The sequence below is a fragment of the Marivirga arenosa genome, assembly GCF_030503895.2.
Taxonomy (GTDB): domain Bacteria; phylum Bacteroidota; class Bacteroidia; order Cytophagales; family Cyclobacteriaceae; genus Marivirga; species Marivirga arenosa.
Genome location: NZ_CP129970.2, coordinates 2,321,412 through 2,339,914 on the forward strand (window position 1 = coordinate 2,321,412; position 18,503 = coordinate 2,339,914).

Consider the following 18,503-nt stretch of genomic DNA (forward strand, 5'->3'; position numbering starts at 1 on the left):
TATGAGCAATTTTTTTGAGCTTGGTAATCACGACCTAAGCCTTGCCAATATAAGGAGGATATTAGCTGATGATTTAAAAATCAAATTAGCTAATAAAGCCATTGAAGCTATAGAGAACTGCAGAAATTTTTTAGATAATCATATACAAAACTCTGAGGATCCGGTCTATGGAATTAATACAGGATTTGGTTCTTTATACAATAGAAATATTTCAAAATCTGATTTAGAGCAACTTCAAGTTAATTTAGTGATGTCTCATGCTTGTGGGACTGGTCCTGAAATTAATCAACGCATAGTTAAAATTATGCTATTGCTAAAAATTCAGTCCTTAACTTATGGTCATAGTGGTGTACAATTAGCAACCGTTAATAGGCTCATAGATTTCTATAATGATGATATATTTCCAGTTGTTTACGAATCAGGTTCATTGGGGGCTTCAGGAGATTTAGCACCATTAGCTCATTTATCGCTACCGTTAATTGGAAAAGGTGAAGTTTATTTTCAAGGCAAAAAAATTAGTGGTGAGCAATTATTAAAAGAGAAAAATTGGGAGCCGATCCATTTAAAAGCGAAGGAGGGTCTTGCTCTTTTAAATGGTACTCAATTCATGAATGCTTTTGGAGTGCATTCTGCTTTAGCTGCGGAGGAAATTATAAATTGGGCTAACCATATTGGAGCTCTTTCTTTAGATGCTTTTGATGGAAGACCTGAGCCTTTCGATTCAAAAATTCATCTGATCAGAAATCAGGATGGGCAGAAGATCGTAGCAAAAGAGATTTTGGAACTACTAGAGGGTAGCGAAATAATCAAGCAGGAAAAAGTGCATGTGCAGGATCCCTATAGTTTTAGGTGCATTCCACAAGTGCATGGTGCAAGTTACGATGCCATAGAATATGTTAAGTCAATAGTTGGAAAAGAGTTAGCGGGAGTAACGGATAATCCCAATATTTTTCCTGAAGAAGGTGAAATAATATCAGGTGGGAATTTTCATGGTCAGCCTCTTGCATTAGCACTTGATTTTTTAGCTATAGCGTTAGCTGAACTGGGTAATATATCAGAAAGAAGAACTTATCAGTTGATTTCTGGAAGCAGAGGATTACCTGATTTTCTGGTAATGAATCCAGGTTTAAATTCGGGCTTAATGATACCACAATATAGTGCTGCTAGTTTAGTGAGTCAGAGTAAACAATTATGTACTCCTGCTTGCGTAGATAGCATTGTTTCATCAAATGGACAAGAGGACCATGTAAGTATGGGAGCAAATGCCGCAACCAAATTGTATAAAATCATAGAAAATACATATCAGATATTAGCAATAGAGTTGATAAATGCCTCTCAAGCTATTAAATTTAGACGGCCATTGAGGACAAGTTCTCAATTAGAAAAAATAATTAGTAATTTTAGAAAAGATGTTTCGTTGATTGAGGATGATCGAGTACTGCATGATGACATAGTGAAGGCAGTACACTTTATTAAAAATTACAAGATTTGAGAAAGCTATTATTATCTATATTTCTTACTGTTTTATCATTTGCACTTTTAGCTCAAGGGAGTTTTGAAAGTGAAAATGGTTTATTTACAGTAAATTATTTGAAAGGTTGTGAAGGTACAAGAATTACTCTTACTCCAACAGACACCGTAGGTACTGTATTTATCTGTTTTGATGCTGATTTATCAGATCTAGCAGCAAATAATTCATGCTTCGGTAATCCAGCACAGTCTTCAGATGATTTTAGCTTTATCTATAATGACGCAGGAAATTTCGATATATTATTTTTAAGGCAATTGCCAAATGATCAAGTATATGACAGTATATCGGTTAGTATATTTGAATCAATACCCGTAGAGGTGTTAATATCGAATTGTACTGACAATACAATTTTTGATTTAAATCAAGAAAATGATATTTATGACCGTTATGATATAAATTTTGGTGATGGTTCTAATCTTACAGGCGTTCAGTCCAGTGATTTTCCAATAAGTCATACTTACGCTGATCCTGAAATAGAATATACCGTCTCAATAACTCCCTTTTTCGATGGAACTGGAAATAATAACTGTCAAAATAATACCTCATCTGAATCTTTTATACCCATTGATCAACAAGAATCTGCTGCAAGCCTTAATAGTTTAGAAATACTATCGGATGAAAGTTTTGAGATTGCCTACTCATTGAACGCAAACCAAACTTATCAATTACAATTAAGTGAGAACGGGAAAGATAATTATCAGAATGTTCAACTAATTAGTGGGCAAACTTCAGGTAATTATACTTTTGAGAACTTAGATATTGATGGAAATTTCTACTGCGTTAGAATTGTTACTTCAAGCTTATGTTCAGGAGAAACTTTAAGCTCAGAGGAGTTGTGTACTATTCAGTTTGCTGCTCAAGCACAGGAAAGAGGGAATTTATTAAGTTGGAATTCTGAATCTTTTCAAGAAAGTAGAGTTTTTAAAAATGGTGAACTGATATTTTCAGGCAGTTCCACCTTTTTAGATGAGAATTTATTGTGTGGACAAAGCGATGATTATCAAATAGTAGCTGTAAGTGAATCAGGAATAGAAATATCTTCATTGATAAAACCTGTAACTTCATTTACAGGCTCACCTACTATCCCTATCGATCAAATATCATTGAATGTTATATCTGATACAGAGCTACAAATAAGCTGGGAAGTACCAGCAGGACTAAATCCTAATAATTTCATAGTGTATAAAAAGCAAAGGCTTGAAGATGACTTTACCAGAATTGCAGAGATAGAGCAAAATAGTTTTACGGATATTGGTTTCGCTTTTTTTGAAAGAGAATTTTATTATTCAGTTTCTTACACCAATAATTGTGGAGGAATATCTCCAGTTACTACCATAGCTTCAAACATATTATTGACGCTAAATCAAAACGACAATATACTAAATTTTAACTGGAATGAATATACAGGATATTCCAATAATCTCGCGAATTATTTCTTATCAAAATATGATAATGATTTGAATCTTATTTCAAGAGAGCAAATAGGTTTAGAAACTACTTTTCAAGAGGACTTAACGGATACGGATGATCAATTAGTTTTTTACCAGGTTCAGGCAGTTTCTGAGACAGGTCTAACTTCATTTTCTAATCTTGTGAGATTTAAGATACCTTCCATTTTTTCTGTTCCATCAGCTTTCACGCCAAATGGTGATGCATTAAATGAAGTGATACGAGTAAGGGGTAAATTTATAAATGAGGTTGAATTTAGTATCTATAACAGATGGGGCGGACTAGTATTTAGAAGTAATGATATAGAAATAGGCTGGGATGGATATTTAACTAATCGCCCTGCTCCTGAGGGAACCTATGCGTATTCAATTCGTGTTGTAGACGAATTTGGTGAAGAGTATTTTAAAAGTGGAGTATTTAATTTAATTCGATAGTTATGTTTGATATGATGAAAATGATGGGACAGATTAAAGAGGTTCAGGGCAAAGTAAAGCAAGCTCAGGAGAACCTTGTTCACATTACAGCAGATGGTGAAGCAGGTGCTGGAATGGTGAAGGCAACAGTAAATGGTAAAAAACAAGTGATCAGCATCGAGATTGATGAATCATTAATGAATGATAAAGACAAGGAAATGATTCAAGATTTGACTGTAGCGGCTGTAAATAAAGCTATGGAAGAGGTAGATGGTCTTGCTAAAGAAGAAATGAAAAAAGCTACTGATGGGGTATTGCCTAATATACCTGGAATGGACTTAGGTAATATGTTCAATGGCTAATAAAGTAGCAGTAGTAATATTAAATTATAATGGCAGAAATTATCTTGAACAATTTCTGCCTAATGTATTAGAAAACTCAAGCCCTTATCAGGTGATTGTGGCTGATAATGCCTCAACTGATGATTCTGTTCACTTCTTAGAATCTCAGTTTCCTGAAATTCAACTTATTAAGATACCTGAAAATTTAGGTTATGCTGGTGGGTATAACTATGCGCTTAAATATGTAGAAGCAGAGTATTATGTGTTGCTTAATTCTGATGTTGAAACTACAAAATCATGGATTGAACCTGTGGTTGAACTCATGGATGAGAATACAGAAATTGCAGCCTGTCAACCTAAAATTAGGTCTTTTCATGATAAGAAATATTTTGAATATGCTGGTGCTGCAGGTGGCTATATAGATTTTTTAGGTTATCCTTTTTGTAGAGGCCGTATCTTTTCTACTTTAGAGAAGGATCAAGGCCAATATGATGATAATCGATCGGTTTTTTGGGCTACCGGGGCGTGTTTATTCGTACGTGCAAAAGATTTTCATGAATTAGGCGAGCTTGACGCTGAATTTTTCGCTCATATGGAAGAGATAGATTTTTGCTGGCGAGCTAAAAACAGAGGAAAACAGATTTACTATTGTGGAAAAAGTACGGTTTATCATGTTGGGGGTGGAACCTTAAATGCCGAAAGTCCATTTAAAACCTATCTTAATTTTAGAAATAACTGGTTATTGCTTTATAAGAATTTAAGCCAAAAAGAATTTGCAAAAATTAAATTCAAAAGAACAATACTTGATTATATAGCCTTTATTCAGCTTACGGTAGTAGGGAAGTATTCAAATGCTAAATCTATAAGTAAAGCACATCGTGATTTCCGAAAAATGAGTAAAAAGTATTCCCAAAATGAAAAGGAAGGTTTTACTCACCCTGAAGTATTTTCACGCTCTATAATTATAGCCTATTTTTTGAAAGGGTTTAAAAGCTTTGCAAAGTTGAAATTTACATTGTAATCAGCCTTTAGTTGCAGCTTGAATTGTAATAAAGAGCTATTTGTTCTGGCACTTCAAAGTCACCATTATCAATTTTCTCTACTATTGATGGGCAGTCTGAAAAGAAATTCCGTAATAGCTTTTTCTTAAATCCTAAAACACCCTGGGTTACTCTTACCATTTCATAAGAATTTGTTTTTTTGAAAAAGGGGATGGCTATTTCATAGCCATCATTATTAGCGTGATCTCTATACTCTTTCCAGTATAATTTCAGTTCCCCATCTACCGCTAGGCGCATAAAGGTTTTTTCGCCTTGGTTTGCTTTGCTTATGTGAAATATGGAAAAAAGTTCTGTATAGCTATCGTACCAAATAGATTCATAGGTTTTATCACCAATCTTATAGCTTTTGATACTTCTTGGGCTATACTTTTTATAGAAAATCCACTTTTTTTTCATTCTAACCTTTTTGAATATTTCTCCGAAAGGTTCTGCACTTCGATCCTTTATTTGACCGAATATAGTGTCGTTTTCATTAGTAACAACATAACCATTCTGAAAAGTAGATTGTGCTGAAATGGATATTGGCTGAATCAATAAACATGAAACAAAAAGATATAATGAGTAGTACTTCATTTCACTGCCTCCTGTAATAATCTCATCACATCATCAATCTTCGAGTTGTCTATCCATCTGCTTACTACCACCATATCATTTTTTTCATCGATGATAATATAGTTTCCACCAAAACCAGCTGCATAATAAACATCTTTGGATACACCCTCCCATTTTTCCTGGCTATTGTTCCACCATAAATAACCATAGTCTGGGTTTGCGGTTGAAGATTCTTGAACACTTTTCACCCAGTCTTCAGATATTAGTTGTTTATTGCCCCATTTACCATTTCTTAAGAATAGTAATCCAAATCTGGCATGATCTAATGAATTGATAAATATACCGCCACCAAAATGACCACCACCGCTAACGGACTGTACTTTTAATCCATCAACATTCACATAAGAATTATCATAGCCTAACCATCGCCAGGTTGTAGATGCGCCTATAGGATCCATGATCTTTTCTTTTAAAACCACTGGCAATGGTTTTCTCCAAACTTGTAATAGTGAATAGGCTAATACATTAACTCTAACATCATTATATTTATAGAAAGTACCAGGTTCATTAAGCTTTCTGGCTCTCCAATCATCAATTCCACCTTCTCTAGGGGGTCTGTCGGCCCAATCATACAATCCGAACTGTTGACCCGACCAATCAGAGGATTGCGTTAATAAATGATCCCAAGTGATTTTTTTATTGTGAGCTCCTGAAAAAGTGCCATCCCAAACGTAATGGTAGGCTTTATCATTAATGTCAGAAATTAAGTTCTCGTCTAGTGCAAGTCCAGCTACGGTAGATAAATAACTTTTGGCTACACTGAAGGTCATATCCACTCGGTTTATATCGCCCCACTCAGCTACTATATATCCATCTTTAATAATCACGCCTGCAGGTCCACCTCTTTCTTTTACTTCCCCCAGTATTTCAAAATCAGGCTCACGTGAAAAGGCTTCCATGATGGCAATTCTTAAATCTTTATTAACAGCGTTTTCATTATTTTCAGCCACAGATACTGCGCTATCTAATAATGCTTGATTAAGCTTTAGTTCTTTTGCAGATTTTCTTTCCCAATTTTGATCAGGATAATACTGGCTGAATAATTCTGAAAAGAATAATGAGCATACTATAAATACTAAAAGTGTTTTCTTCATGGTACTGATGAGTTGTTTGGAAATACAATTTAAATCAAATTCTATGATTTTGTTTATTGTTATCTTGAATTGATAAGTCAATATATAGGAATTATTCAATAATAGTATGTTTTGTAGATATTTTATCTCTTTTAGATTTATATAACTTTTCCGTTAGGATCATTAATAAAAAATATGAAAAAAAATTAAAAACTTACATAGGTTTAATTTCTGTTTTATAATGGTTTAAACTTAGTTTTTACATAAGTATATATTTATTAGCTCGTAAAATTGAAAGTGATATGTTGTGTAAAATTTTAGATTTACAGAATATTATTCTTATAATTGTAATTGTATGCAATTAAAAGTTCAAATATCAAGATCAAAACCTTACCCTAATGCTCCCTAAACCCTTCAGTTTATTTAATAACTATTGTATCGTTTCTTTTAGTAAAATATCAAATACATATAATGTACTTACATTAATTTTATTGAGTGTATTAAAAGTCTCGATTGACATTTGGGAAGAGTATTCAGTTAAAAATATAAATTTAAACACATGTAAATATTAGAATAATTATATTATAAATTTTTTATCACTAACTAACAATAATTTTTAAACCTAAACTAAATCACATGAGAACAATTTTTACTAGACTAAATTTTTTGGTGCTTGCTTGCGTGTTGCTCACAAGCACAGCAATGGCTCAAACATTGCAACAGAGGAAGAAAATTTCTAATCAGTATAATATTCAAACACTAAAACAACTTGAAGTTGATTTTGCAACCAAAGCAAAAAAAGAAAAGGAGCAGGCTATAAAAGTTGCCAAACAAAAAGGTTGGGAAGTTAGAATGCAGTTTGATGATGGAAGAATGGCTGAATTACAAAAGCTGACCCCTAGTGGAGAACCCATTTATTATATCACTTACAATGTAGATGCAGCAAGATCTACAAGAGCTAATTGGTTAAACTCTGGTGGAGGCTTAGGCCTTAACTTAATGGGTGATGACATGACTGCTCACGTTTGGGATGGGGGCCTTGCAAGAGCTTCTCACCAAGAGTATGATGGAGCAGGTGGTACAAATAGGTTTTCAGTTGGGGACGGATCTTCAACCTTAAATTTTCATGCAGCTCATGTTACAGGTACTATCATAGCGTCTGGAGTGGTAGCTGATGCGAAAGGAATGGCTCCCCATGCAAATGCAGTAGGGTATGATTGGAATAACGATTTATCTGAAGCTACATCTGCCGCTGCAGGAGGTATGTTAATATCTAACCACTCTTATGGATATAGAGGTGATCAATTACCTGATTGGTATTTTGGTGCTTACATTGCAGAATCAAGAGATTGGGATAATCTAATGTATAATTCACCTTATTATATGATGGTTGTAGCTGCAGGTAATGATGGAAACCAAAACAGTTATAATGGTAGCCCATTAGGTGGTAATAGCTCATTCGATAAATTATCAGGTCATTCAACGGCTAAAAACAATATGGTTGTGGCTAACGCTCAGGACGCAAATATTGATGCTAATGGTAATTTAGTTGCGGTTGCCATAAATAGCTCTTCGAGTGAAGGTCCTACTGATGATTACAGAATTAAGCCAGATATTACAGGTAACGGTACTGGCGTGTATTCAACTTATGAAAGTAGTAATACTGCATATAACTCCATTACAGGTACTTCAATGGCTTCTCCTAATGTAGCAGGTAGCTTATTATTATTACAAGAGCATGCTAACAATGTTTTTGGTAATTATATGAGAGCGGCTACTCTTAAAGGATTAGCACTTCATACTGCAGATGATGCAGGGATCACAGGTCCTGATGCTGTTTTTGGATGGGGATTAATGAATACTAAAAGAGCTGCTGAAACGATTACTGCAGCTGGCAATGAAAGTAAAATTGAAGAATTAACTTTAAATAATGGTGAATCTTATACTATCACGGTAGAGTCTGATGGGGTTAGTCCGTTATTAGCGTCAATTTCATGGACTGATTTAGGAGGAACTGCAAACACGGGTACAACTAATTTAAGTACTCCAGTTTTAGTAAATGATTTAGATATCAGAGTAACTCAAAGTTCAAATACCTATCAGCCTTACAAATTAACAGGCGTAAATAGCAATGCTAAAGGTGATAATAATGTAGATCCTTACGAGAGAGTTGACATAAATAATGCAAGTGGTACTTATACTATTACAGTTACTCATAAGGGGTCTTTAAATAGTGGCAGCCAAAATTTCTCATTAATTGTAACCGGTGTATCGGGTACTCCAGTTGTTTGTGAGGCTACTACACCAACTAATTTAGGATCATCAAATGTAGGTTCTAACTCAGCTGATTTAAGTTGGGATGCAGTTACGGGTGCTACTTATGATGTTCGATACAGACAAGCTGGTACTTCAACTTGGACTGTAGAAAGCGTTTCTGCTAGCTCTGTTACTTTAACAGGTTTAAGCGCAACTACTCAATATCAAGCACAAGTGAGAAGCAAATGTTCTGGCGGAACAAATTCTGCTTATTCGGCAAGTATTAATTTCACTACTACTGAAGTTCAATTAGTATATTGTAATTCTAATGGAAACAGCGTGGCAGATGAGTATATTGGTAGAGTACAGTTAGGAAGTTTAGATAATTCTTCTGGTGCTGCTGCTTCTGGTTATGCTGATTTCACTTCTCAATCAACTAATTTAGGTAAAGGGGATGCTGCAACTATTACGGTTACTCCGGAATGGACAGGTACTGTTTACAGTGAAGGTTATAGTGTATGGATTGATTATAATCAGGATGGAGATTTCTCTGACGCTGGTGAGCAAGTTTGGAGTCAATCTGCTACTCAAGCTACACCAGTAAGCGGAAGCTTTACAGTTCCTGCATCAGCTCTTTCTGGTAATACCACTATGAGAGTGTCAATGAAGTATAATGGCGTGCCAACCGCATGTGAATCATTCTCATACGGTGAGGTGGAAGATTATACTGTTAACATAACCGAAGGTACTCCTGAAGTATGTACTGTGCCAACTAGCCTAACAGCTTCTAGCATAGGTGAAACTTCTGCAACTTTATCTTGGTCAAGTGAAAGTGCTGCTAATGATTATACAGTAAGAATTAGAGTAAACGGAACTTCTTCTTGGACTACTTTAGCTTCTTCTTCAAATTCAACTGGTGTTAGTGGATTATCTGCTGAAACTCAATATGAATGGCAAGTTAGAAGTAACTGTTCAAGCAGCAATAGTGCTTATTCATCTTCTAGTTTCTTTACTACGGATGCACCAGTTGTAATTACTTATTGTAATTCAAGCGGAAATAACTCTAGCTACGAATGGATTCAGAGAGTAGTATTAGGTTCTATTGATAATACAAGTGGAGACAATGGTGGATATGCTGATTTCACTAGTCAGGTAGCAAATGTACAGAGAGGTGCAGCTACTTCTATGAACGTTCAAGCTGCATTTAGCGGAAGCAGTTATACTGAATACTGGAGCATCTGGGTTGATTTAAATCAGGATGGTACTTTCTCATCTGGTGAAAGATTAGTAAACGGATCATCAAGCAGCAGCAATTTACTAAGTGCAACCTTAAATATTCCTTCTACTGCTTTAACAGGTACTACAAGAATGAGAGTAACGATGAAGTATAATGCAGAAGCTACTCCTTGTGAAGTATTCTCATACGGTGAGGTGGAAGATTATACCATAAATATCACAGATAGTCCTGCTAATTTTGCAATGGCTGACTTAGGCTCTGAATTATTAGGGAAAGAAGATAATATTTCAGTATATAATATGTATCCAAACCCAGCAGTTGATAAATTGAATGTAAACATTAAGAATATTGATGCTTCAAAAGGAATTCAAATTTACAGCAGCAATGGTGCTTTGATCAGAACTATTTCTACTACAGAGGAATTAAATGTTATTGATGTTAGTACTTTAGAGAAAGGAATGTATATTCTTAAAGCTCATACCGTAAAAGAAGCGGTGAGTGCTAATTTCATGGTTAAGTAAGTTTAAATTAATTAAATATGAAGCGTATGGGGCATTGTCTCATACGCTTTTTTTATGTCTATAATTTCGACTTCTATTTTTAATTTTATATTTATTAATTTGAGATTTAATTGAATAATATAGTATGAAGAGATATTTACTTGTAGCAGTTTCTATAATTCTATTTTTTGGGTGTCAGGAAAAAGAAAGTATAAAAGCTCATGAAGGAAAAGTAAAAGTAGAAGGTGGAGAGATTTGGTATAAAGTGATGGGAGAAGGAGAGGGAACTCCTATCTTAACACTGCATGGTGGCCCTGGTGGAACTCATCGATATTTCTACAAATTAAGTCCCCAAAATGAAAGTCGAAAAGTTATACTTTTTGATCAGCTAGGTAGCGGTAGATCAGATTATCATGAAGACACTACCTTAATGACGGTAGACCATTTTGTAGCGCAAGTACATAAAGTAGTGAATGATTTGAAATTAGATGAATTTTATTTATTAGGCCATTCCTGGGGAGGAGCTCTAGCTCTTGAATATTATGCAGCACATCCGGAAGGGATAAAGGCTATGATATTAAGCAGTCCGCTAATTAGCACGCCAAGATGGGAAGCGGATGCTGATACTTTAGTAACTACATTGCCTGAGCGTTATCAAGAAATTGTACATGAAGCAAATGAAACAGGCAATTATTCTACGGCAGCCTATGATTCAGCTAATAATTATTACTGGGCTCAATTTGGGCTAAGAACAAAAAGAAAACAACATCCGATGGATACGGTGCCAGCATCCTCTAATCGAGTAATCTATAATTATATGTGGGGGCCTAGCGAATTCAGATGTACCGGAACATTGAAAGATTTTGATGCCACAGATAAACTATCAAATATAAAAGTCCCAACATTATTTGTCACGGGCGAGTTTGATGAGGCAAGACCTGAAACGATTAAGTATTTCAGTACACAAACGCCAAATGCTGAATTTGCTGTAGTAAAAGGAGCAGGGCATTCAACCTTAAATGATAATCAGCAGGGATATAATAAAATATTATCCAACTTCTTAAATAGCATTAAATAGTCACAACCTAATTCTATAAAAATGAAAAAGTCATTCATCATCATTCTAATCTCATTATTGAATTATAATCTTTTTGCACAGTTAAATAAACCGACCGATCCTTTAGCACATACCTATTCCATAGTGGCTAGAGATGCTGAAACAGGAGAAATGGCAGTAGCAGTGCAAAGTCATTGGTTTAGTGTAGGTACAGCGGTTTCATGGGGAGAGGCAGGTGTTGGAGTAGTAGCTACTCAATCTTTCACCAATAAATCCTTTGGCATAAGAGGTTTAGCTATGCTAAAAGCTGGATTAAGTCCACAGGAGGCCTTGGATAGTCTATTGAATAATGATGAAGGGAAAGCCTTCAGGCAAGTTGCTATTTTGGATGTTAAAGGAAGAGTGGCAACTCACACAGGAGCGAAATGTATTGATGAAGCAGGTCATGCGAATGGAGATAATTTCTCTGTTCAAGCGAATATGATGCTGAATGATACGGTAGTCCCTGCTATGGAAAAAGCATGGAAAGATAATGGTGACTTGGCTTTAGCGGAAAGAATGGTGAAAGTTTTAGAAGCCGCTCAAGCTCAAGGTGGTGATATAAGAGGAAAGCAATCCGCTGCCTTATTAATTGTAAAGCCAGAAGCTAGCGATGAACCATGGAATGATAGAGTCTTAGATTTAAGAGTGGATGATCATGAGAACCCTGTAAAAGAATTGAACAGATTGGTTAAGGTGTATCGTGCTTACCAGCATATGAATCAAGGTGATCTATATGTAGAAAAAGCTCAGATGCAAGAAGCCATGAATGAGTATAATGCGGCCATGGAAATGTTTCCTAAGAATCTGGAAATGCAATATTGGACGGCTATTACCCTAGCCAATGACGGGAAAACTGATAAAGCAGTGGAAATGCTTCAAAAAATATATGCTGAAGATTCAAACTGGCGCGAGCTGACTAAAAGATTGCCTGAGGTAGGATTGTTAGAGGTGAGTGAAAAAGAACTGAAAAGATTGACCAAATGATAAAAGAATAACCCACTATCCCCGACTAGTGCCGCTTTTATAAAAGTTATGATTTTCTACAGAATTATTTCTCTTTTGAAGAGATTATTAAATCGCAATTTCTCAGGGAGATTAGAGAAGATTATCTCACTTAGGAAGTGGTTCTTTTGGCGAACCAATCTGAAATGGAAATGATAACTACAAATCAATAAGCAATGAGAAAATCTATCTTACTATTTATTGCCTTCGCATTTATATCTTGCAGTCCAACTACAGACGAAGCTGACATCACATTTTCTGATTTCGACTCTCCTCAGGAGGTAGAATTGATCCCGTATGAGGACAAAACCTATGTAAGTTGGGCTATTCAAGCTAAAGGCTATGTTAATGATTCCATTAAGATAAAAAGGGATGGATATTATGATATAGTACTTACTGGCACTATAGACACCTTAATTAATGGTGACTACTACGGTAAAAAAGTCGTTAAATATACTATTGATCCATACCGAGCCAAAAATGGTTCAATAGAGCTAAGCTTTAGCTTGTAATATTTTTTCCGAATCCTAAATGCGAATTGAAAAGATATGAGAACAGTTCTAATACTATTTACTTTATTGCTAGTGAGCTGCATTAAGAATGAACCAGATGTGGTCTTAATTAATAGATCGGATATTGATTATGACAGTGCATTAATTTTTGTATCTGAGGCCAATCAAACAGTATTAAGAAATGTTAAAATTGATAGCAGACATGCTGGTTCCATTAGATTTGACACTACAGTAATAGGTGATGGTTGCTATCAATTAGAAGTTTATAATAAAGGCGAACTTAAACATCAAAAGTGTTTCGGCTACTATACAAATGGAGCTTCGTTAAATAGAAGTTTTGAAATAGAGATACAAAAAGATTCAGTTTTGGTTCAAATGAATTAAGTAAATTTTCAAATAAATTTTAGTGCAGTGCTTGTAAAACTTCACTGAAACTTAGGTAAAACACATTATAATCTTAGTGTTTTTTATTTTATGATGGCAATACTTTAAAATAATTTATCAAAGTCCAATTGTTACATTTTTACGACTGTATTGCGAGACTGGAAATAATTATCTTAAAAAAACACTATCCTTGCCTTTCACTATTTTTATAATTCACTTGGATGACTTAAATCCTCTGCTTTAATCAATGTATGTTTCTGCGCATAAAATTATTAATTAAATCCTATTTCATATAAAATGACTCTTTTCAATTAATACGAGGGTATTTCAAACTAATTGAATAATTTGACTGAAAAAATTAAGTGTAATAAACTTGGAAAAATTAATCGTTTTTTTTTTTCTTTGAGCATCAACAAAATACTAACACTAAAAAGTTAGGATTTAGTCTGAAAAAAAAGACCAAAACCCAGCACAGTGAATAACTTTCCTATTTATCCCGAAGGCGCCACAGATGCGGAATAGTTGTCCATTTTCTTTTTTTTGTTGTAGTTGAGTTGGTAAAATAAAACTATTAACATTAATTAATTATTATTATGAAAAAAATTAAAGTTATACTTTTCCCAATATTATTTATAACAATGTATGCTTGTGTAAATGATGAGCCAGATGCGATTATACATGAAGGAAATTTAGATAAGTTTCTAAATTCACCATTTTATTCTTCATTAAAATATACAGGATATGAAATAAACGAAGAAAAAATAGAGTTCCATGAAATGGATGCCAAAATGGCAATCAAAGTACCTATAAATGAATTCCCATCCACTATGCGTATTAAAGGAGCCTATTCAGAATTTTTATTAGTTTCGAATAATATTTTAAATGAAAATCCTACTAGTATGTTTCTGACATATGAGAATATTCCAAAAGAAAATTATTCGGGTAATGTTACGATTTATGATTATTCACCTTCTATTTCTGGCGAACCTGTCACACTTGAATTTGAAAATGGAAAATTGAAAAGTAAAGTTGGATTAAATGAAAGAAGTTTAAATTATTTAGGATGTTCAACAAGGGGTGCTTTGGCTTGTGCAGGTTATAGAATTGAAGACTATAACTGGGTAGAAACGGCAGGATTTGCTGTTGGATTCCCAGGTTCTTTATTATGGGAAATTGCAAGTTGTATCGAGGATGGATGTCCGTATTAATTAAAATAAATGATTATTAAAATTGTTTTCTTAAAACTAAAAACTAAGGGGAATATTGCTTTCCTTTTAGTTTTTTCTATACTTCAACTATTATTTATTATTTTTTCTTATACTAAAGGGATAAGTAACAACGATCTTCAAATAATATTTAATTTAAATTGCAAATTTTTTTATATCTCTACACTAGTTGTTTTTTCTACAGAAAAAACTTCTGGGTTTTTAGCAAAACAGCTTTCCAATGGATTAAGTAGGAAGGATGTATTTCTGAATAATCAGTTTCATATATTAATACTAGCAGCGATCTATTTTTTATTTTCTTCAATAAGTCTTTATTGTATTTCTTTATATGTATTGGAGGATGTATCAGTGTTTAATAGATTTTCTGTAACATTATTATCTTTTATCGTGTTGGCACAGTTGGCTTATTTATTTGTTTTGTTTTTTAAAAAAACCATTTACGCTGTACTGGTGCCTTACTTTATATTTTTAGGGTTTGATATTAATATCTTTGAATTTCTTTTAAGGTATGATCATAATAACTTTATTTATCTGTTTCCGCATGGGCTTTCTTTGTCATTGCCTCAGTTTTATAATGAAGATTATTTCAATACTGTTATTTTGACACTAATGTTCCTCATTATTGCAATCCCTTTTTTATCTTATTACAAATTGATAAAGACAAGTTTTGATGATTAAAGTATGATTACTCTAAATTCAATATCCAAAAAATATAGTAAGGTAATTGGTCTTGAACAGGTGAATATAGATTTACCTAAAAATAATGTAATTGGTTTAATCGGTAAAAATGGTAGTGGAAAATCTACTTTCATTAAAATTATTACTGGACTTATAACAGATTACAAAGGCAATGTTAATTATAACGGACTTAAATTAAATGAAATTAGTTTAGCTTCTGAAAATTTTGGTTTTCCCTCTCGATTTACTGTCAAAAAAGTAATCAAAATATTTAAATTTATTAAGAAGGCTGACAATCAACAAGTTGAGAAAGTTATTGAGCAGTTGGAATTATGTGATGAATTGAATAAGAAGGTAAGTGTGCTTTCCCAAGGCAATAAGCAGAGGCTTAATATTGCCTGTGCTATTTTAGGAAATCCTAAATTGGTTATATTAGATGAACCAAACAATGGCTTAGACCCATCTGGATTTATAATGTTGAGGCAACTGGTTTTAGATTTAAAGGCAAAAGGAAAAACTGTCATAATTGCTAGCCATCTTTTGAATGAAATTGAGGAAGTATGTGACCATATACTTTTTTTAAATGAAGGTAGAGTTTTAATAGATGAAAAGAAATCTGAATTAGTGAAAAGCTTTGGCTCATTAGAAAAGGCTTATTTACAATTGATAAAGAACTGAATTTTCCCACCATCCCCATCTTCCACCGCTTTTATAATTCCCCTGCATTTCTCCTAAAAAGCCCTTATTTTAGTTCAAAATTAAAACTCGCTAATATGAAAAAAATATGGGCTTTTCCTCTTGCTTTGGCAATATTTGCCTGCAATAGTGAAGAAAAAAAGGAGAAAATGGAGATTAATTCTTATCCAGAAACCGTAAAAGTAGATACTGTAGATACTTATTTCGGAACCGAAGTGCCGGATCCTTACCGTTGGCTGGAAGATGACCGATCTGAGCAAACGGCAGAATGGGTGGAGGCTCAAAATGAAGTGACTTTTGGATATCTGAATAATATTCCTTTCAGAGATAAAATCGAAAAAAGACTTACTGAACTTTGGAATTATGCCAAAGAAGGTTCACCTCGTAAGCATGGAGATTATTATTACACCTATAAAAACGATGGCCTACAAAATCAGTGGGTGATGTACCGTAAAAAAGGATTAGATGGAGAAGAGGAAGTCTTCTTAGATCCTAATACATTCTCTGATGATGCTACGACTTCCCTGGCCGGAACGTCTTTTACTAAAGATGGAAGCTTATTAGCCTATTCTATTTCCGAAGGCGGTTCTGACTGGAGAAAAGTAATTGTAATGGACACGGAAGATAAGTCCATAGTGGAAGATACCATCCGCAATGTGAAATTCAGCGGCATCTCCTGGAAAGGAAATGAGGGCTTCTTCTACAGCAGTTATGATAAGCCGGAAGGAAGTGAGCTTTCTGCCAAAACGCAAGAGCATAAATTGTTTTACCATAAATTAAATACACCTCAATCGGAAGACGAATTGATCTTTGGCGGAAGCGAAACCCCTAGACGATATATTGGCGGCTACGTAAGCGATGATGAGCGTTTTCTGTTCATTTCAGCCTCTGTAAGCACCAGCGGTAATGAATTATATGTAAAGGATTTATCCGATTGGAATAACCCTATAGTGCCTATTGCTACAGGATTTGATAGCGAACATGGGGTGTTAGATAATGATGGCGATCGTCTTTTGATTGAAACCAATCTCGATGCACCAAATAGAAGATTGGTGGAAGTAGATGTCAATAATCCTTCTACGGAGAATTATAAAGATGTCATCCCGGAAACGGAAAATGTATTAAATGTGAGTACTGCAGGCGGTTATATTTTCGCTAATTATATGGTAGATGTAAAGACTGAAGTGCATCAATTTGATTATGAAGGTAATAAAGTTCGTCAGGTAGAATTGCCGGGAATCGGGACTGCAGGTGGATTTGGAGCAGAAAAAGAAGATGAAAAACTATATTACAGCTTCACTTCCTTCACTTATCCTTCAGCCATTTTTGAATATGATATTGAAAAAGGAACTTCAGAATTGTACTGGAAACCTGAGATTGATTTCAATCCTGAAGATTACGAAACCGAGCAAGTATTTTACGAAAGTAAAGACGGAACTAAAATCCCAATGTTTATCACCTATAAAAAGGGCACTGAGTTAAATGGTAAAAACCCTACAGAGCTATATGCATATGGTGGATTTAATGTAAGCTTAAGGCCTAGTTTTAGCATAGCGCGATTAGTTTGGTTAGAAAATGGCGGAATTTACGCACAACCCAACTTAAGAGGAGGAGGAGAATACGGAGAAGAGTGGCATAAAGCGGGTACTAAAATGCAAAAGCAAAATGTATTTGATGATTTTATTGCAGCTGCTGAGTATTTAATAGCAGAAGGCTATACTGATTCTGATCATTTAGCGATTTCAGGTGGTTCAAATGGTGGTCTTTTAGTAGGCGCTACTATGACTCAAAGACCTGAACTCATGAAAGTAGCTTTCCCTGCGGTAGGTGTAATGGATATGCTAAGATACCACACCTTTACAGCGGGTGCGGGTTGGGCTTATGATTATGGTACTTCAGAAGACAGCAAAGAGATGTTTGAGTATTTGAAGGGCTATTCACCAGTTCACAATGTGAAAGAAGGTGTGAAATACCCAGCTACTATGGTAACGACTGCTGATCATGACGATAGAGTAGTTCCGGCTCACTCATTCAAATTTGCCGCAGAGCTACAAGAAAAGCATGCAGGCGATAGCCCGGTTTTAATTAGAATTGAAACCAATGCAGGCCATGGAGCAGGTAAACCAACCGACAAAATCATCGATGGCATAGCGGATAAGTATTCATTTGCATGGTATAATATGGGCGTACAGCCGTTTAGGGAAGAAATGTAAGTTGATTTGATGATAAAAACCTGTCAGGTTTCCAGCAATAATCGAAGAAGTATGATTGCTATTTCGATATAAAAGCAAATACAAACCTGACAGGTTTTTTTTAAATCATCAAGGTGGTATAGCCCTAAAACCTGTCAGGTTTTCCGAAACTTCAAATTAGATAAGGAGCTAATTTCGCAATGATTTGCACATTCAAACCTGACAGGTTTATTATACAAAA

At 34.6% G+C, this 18,503-nt stretch carries 15 protein-coding genes; 13 read left to right on the top strand and 2 right to left on the bottom strand.

Annotation, left to right across the window (positions count from 1 at the left end; genetic code table 11):
- Position 1: 1 nt before the first annotated feature.
- The 4 genes from hutH to QYS48_RS10215 are packed head-to-tail and all read left to right on the top strand — an operon-like array spanning position 2 to position 4,755.
- Positions 2 to 1,492, top strand: a complete 1,491-nt coding sequence (gene hutH / locus QYS48_RS10200) for a histidine ammonia-lyase (RefSeq protein ID WP_308355821.1) — start codon at positions 2 to 4, stop codon at positions 1,490 to 1,492.
- The gene (locus QYS48_RS10205) at positions 1,489 to 3,414 is read left to right on the top strand and encodes a gliding motility-associated C-terminal domain-containing protein (RefSeq protein WP_308355822.1); all 1,926 of its coding nucleotides are present in this window, start codon (positions 1,489 to 1,491) and stop codon (positions 3,412 to 3,414) included. Before hutH ends, QYS48_RS10205 begins: the two co-directional genes overlap by 4 nt.
- Before the next feature lie 2 nt (positions 3,415 to 3,416).
- On the top strand, positions 3,417 to 3,755 hold the full coding sequence (locus QYS48_RS10210) for a YbaB/EbfC family nucleoid-associated protein (RefSeq protein ID WP_308355823.1): 339 nt from the start codon (positions 3,417 to 3,419) through the stop codon (positions 3,753 to 3,755).
- Positions 3,748 to 4,755 (top strand): glycosyltransferase family 2 protein, encoded by a 1,008-nt coding sequence (locus tag QYS48_RS10215; RefSeq protein ID WP_308355824.1) that lies wholly within the window; start codon positions 3,748 to 3,750, stop codon positions 4,753 to 4,755. The genes QYS48_RS10210 and QYS48_RS10215 overlap by 8 nt, the downstream gene beginning before the upstream one ends.
- 7 nt (positions 4,756 to 4,762) lie before the next feature.
- Here the strand turns inward: QYS48_RS10215 and QYS48_RS10220 are convergent, their stop codons facing one another.
- Positions 4,763 to 5,368, bottom strand: coding sequence for a hypothetical protein (locus QYS48_RS10220; RefSeq protein ID WP_308355825.1), 606 nt, complete (start codon positions 5,366 to 5,368; stop codon positions 4,763 to 4,765).
- A complete protein-coding gene (locus QYS48_RS10225) occupies positions 5,365 to 6,501 on the bottom strand; it encodes a serine hydrolase (RefSeq protein WP_308355826.1) in 1,137 nt (378 codons plus the stop codon). Before QYS48_RS10225 ends, QYS48_RS10220 begins: the two co-directional genes overlap by 4 nt.
- 615 nt (positions 6,502 to 7,116) lie before the next feature.
- On the opposite strand from QYS48_RS10225, the gene QYS48_RS10230 reads away from it, so the two are divergent.
- From QYS48_RS10230 to QYS48_RS10270, 9 genes are all read left to right on the top strand, one after another.
- Positions 7,117 to 10,494, top strand: a complete 3,378-nt coding sequence (locus QYS48_RS10230) for a GEVED domain-containing protein (RefSeq protein ID WP_308355827.1) — start codon at positions 7,117 to 7,119, stop codon at positions 10,492 to 10,494.
- 124 nt (positions 10,495 to 10,618) lie between these two features.
- On the top strand, positions 10,619 to 11,551 hold the full coding sequence (locus tag QYS48_RS10235) for a proline iminopeptidase-family hydrolase (RefSeq protein ID WP_308355828.1): 933 nt from the start codon (positions 10,619 to 10,621) through the stop codon (positions 11,549 to 11,551).
- 21 nt (positions 11,552 to 11,572) lie between these two features.
- Positions 11,573 to 12,556 (top strand): DUF1028 domain-containing protein, encoded by a 984-nt coding sequence (locus QYS48_RS10240; protein WP_308355829.1) that lies wholly within the window; start codon positions 11,573 to 11,575, stop codon positions 12,554 to 12,556.
- Between the two features lie 194 nt (positions 12,557 to 12,750).
- Complete coding sequence (locus QYS48_RS10245; RefSeq protein ID WP_308355830.1) at positions 12,751 to 13,086, top strand: hypothetical protein; 336 nt, start codon at positions 12,751 to 12,753, stop codon at positions 13,084 to 13,086.
- Positions 13,087 to 13,122: 36 nt separating this feature from the next.
- The gene (locus QYS48_RS10250; RefSeq protein WP_308355831.1) at positions 13,123 to 13,470 is read left to right on the top strand and encodes a hypothetical protein; all 348 of its coding nucleotides are present in this window, start codon (positions 13,123 to 13,125) and stop codon (positions 13,468 to 13,470) included.
- A gap of 593 nt (positions 13,471 to 14,063) precedes the next feature.
- Positions 14,064 to 14,678, top strand: a complete 615-nt coding sequence (locus QYS48_RS10255) for a hypothetical protein (protein WP_308355832.1) — start codon at positions 14,064 to 14,066, stop codon at positions 14,676 to 14,678.
- A gap of 9 nt (positions 14,679 to 14,687) precedes the next feature.
- Entirely contained in the window at positions 14,688 to 15,374 is a 687-nt protein-coding gene (locus QYS48_RS10260; protein WP_308355834.1) for a hypothetical protein, read from the top strand.
- A gap of 3 nt (positions 15,375 to 15,377) precedes the next feature.
- Positions 15,378 to 16,052 (top strand): ABC transporter ATP-binding protein, encoded by a 675-nt coding sequence (locus tag QYS48_RS10265; protein ID WP_308355835.1) that lies wholly within the window; start codon positions 15,378 to 15,380, stop codon positions 16,050 to 16,052.
- A 95-nt stretch (positions 16,053 to 16,147) separates the two neighbouring features.
- Positions 16,148 to 18,283, top strand: coding sequence for a prolyl oligopeptidase family serine peptidase (locus QYS48_RS10270; RefSeq protein WP_308355836.1), 2,136 nt, complete (start codon positions 16,148 to 16,150; stop codon positions 18,281 to 18,283).
- The last annotated feature ends 220 nt before the right edge of the window (positions 18,284 to 18,503 follow it).

Excerpts from the sequence above, each read along its gene's own strand:
- hutH (WP_308355821.1), top strand. The coding sequence starts at position 2 with ATGAGCAATTTTTTTGAGCTTGGTAATCACGACCTAAGCCTTGCCAAT.
- QYS48_RS10210 (WP_308355823.1), top strand. The coding sequence starts at position 3,417 with ATGTTTGATATGATGAAAATGATGGGACAGATTAAAGAGGTTCAGGGC.
- QYS48_RS10215 (WP_308355824.1), top strand. The coding sequence starts at position 3,748 with ATGGCTAATAAAGTAGCAGTAGTAATATTAAATTATAATGGCAGAAAT.
- QYS48_RS10220 (WP_308355825.1), bottom strand. The coding sequence starts at position 5,368 with ATGAAGTACTACTCATTATATCTTTTTGTTTCATGTTTATTGATTCAG.
- QYS48_RS10225 (WP_308355826.1), bottom strand. The coding sequence starts at position 6,501 with ATGAAGAAAACACTTTTAGTATTTATAGTATGCTCATTATTCTTTTCA.
- QYS48_RS10230 (WP_308355827.1), top strand. The coding sequence starts at position 7,117 with ATGAGAACAATTTTTACTAGACTAAATTTTTTGGTGCTTGCTTGCGTG.
- QYS48_RS10235 (WP_308355828.1), top strand. The coding sequence starts at position 10,619 with ATGAAGAGATATTTACTTGTAGCAGTTTCTATAATTCTATTTTTTGGG.
- QYS48_RS10240 (WP_308355829.1), top strand. The coding sequence starts at position 11,573 with ATGAAAAAGTCATTCATCATCATTCTAATCTCATTATTGAATTATAAT.
- QYS48_RS10245 (WP_308355830.1), top strand. The coding sequence starts at position 12,751 with ATGAGAAAATCTATCTTACTATTTATTGCCTTCGCATTTATATCTTGC.
- QYS48_RS10250 (WP_308355831.1), top strand. The coding sequence starts at position 13,123 with ATGAGAACAGTTCTAATACTATTTACTTTATTGCTAGTGAGCTGCATT.
- QYS48_RS10255 (WP_308355832.1), top strand. The coding sequence starts at position 14,064 with ATGAAAAAAATTAAAGTTATACTTTTCCCAATATTATTTATAACAATG.
- QYS48_RS10260 (WP_308355834.1), top strand. The coding sequence starts at position 14,688 with ATGATTATTAAAATTGTTTTCTTAAAACTAAAAACTAAGGGGAATATT.
- QYS48_RS10265 (WP_308355835.1), top strand. The coding sequence starts at position 15,378 with ATGATTACTCTAAATTCAATATCCAAAAAATATAGTAAGGTAATTGGT.
- QYS48_RS10270 (WP_308355836.1), top strand. The coding sequence starts at position 16,148 with ATGAAAAAAATATGGGCTTTTCCTCTTGCTTTGGCAATATTTGCCTGC.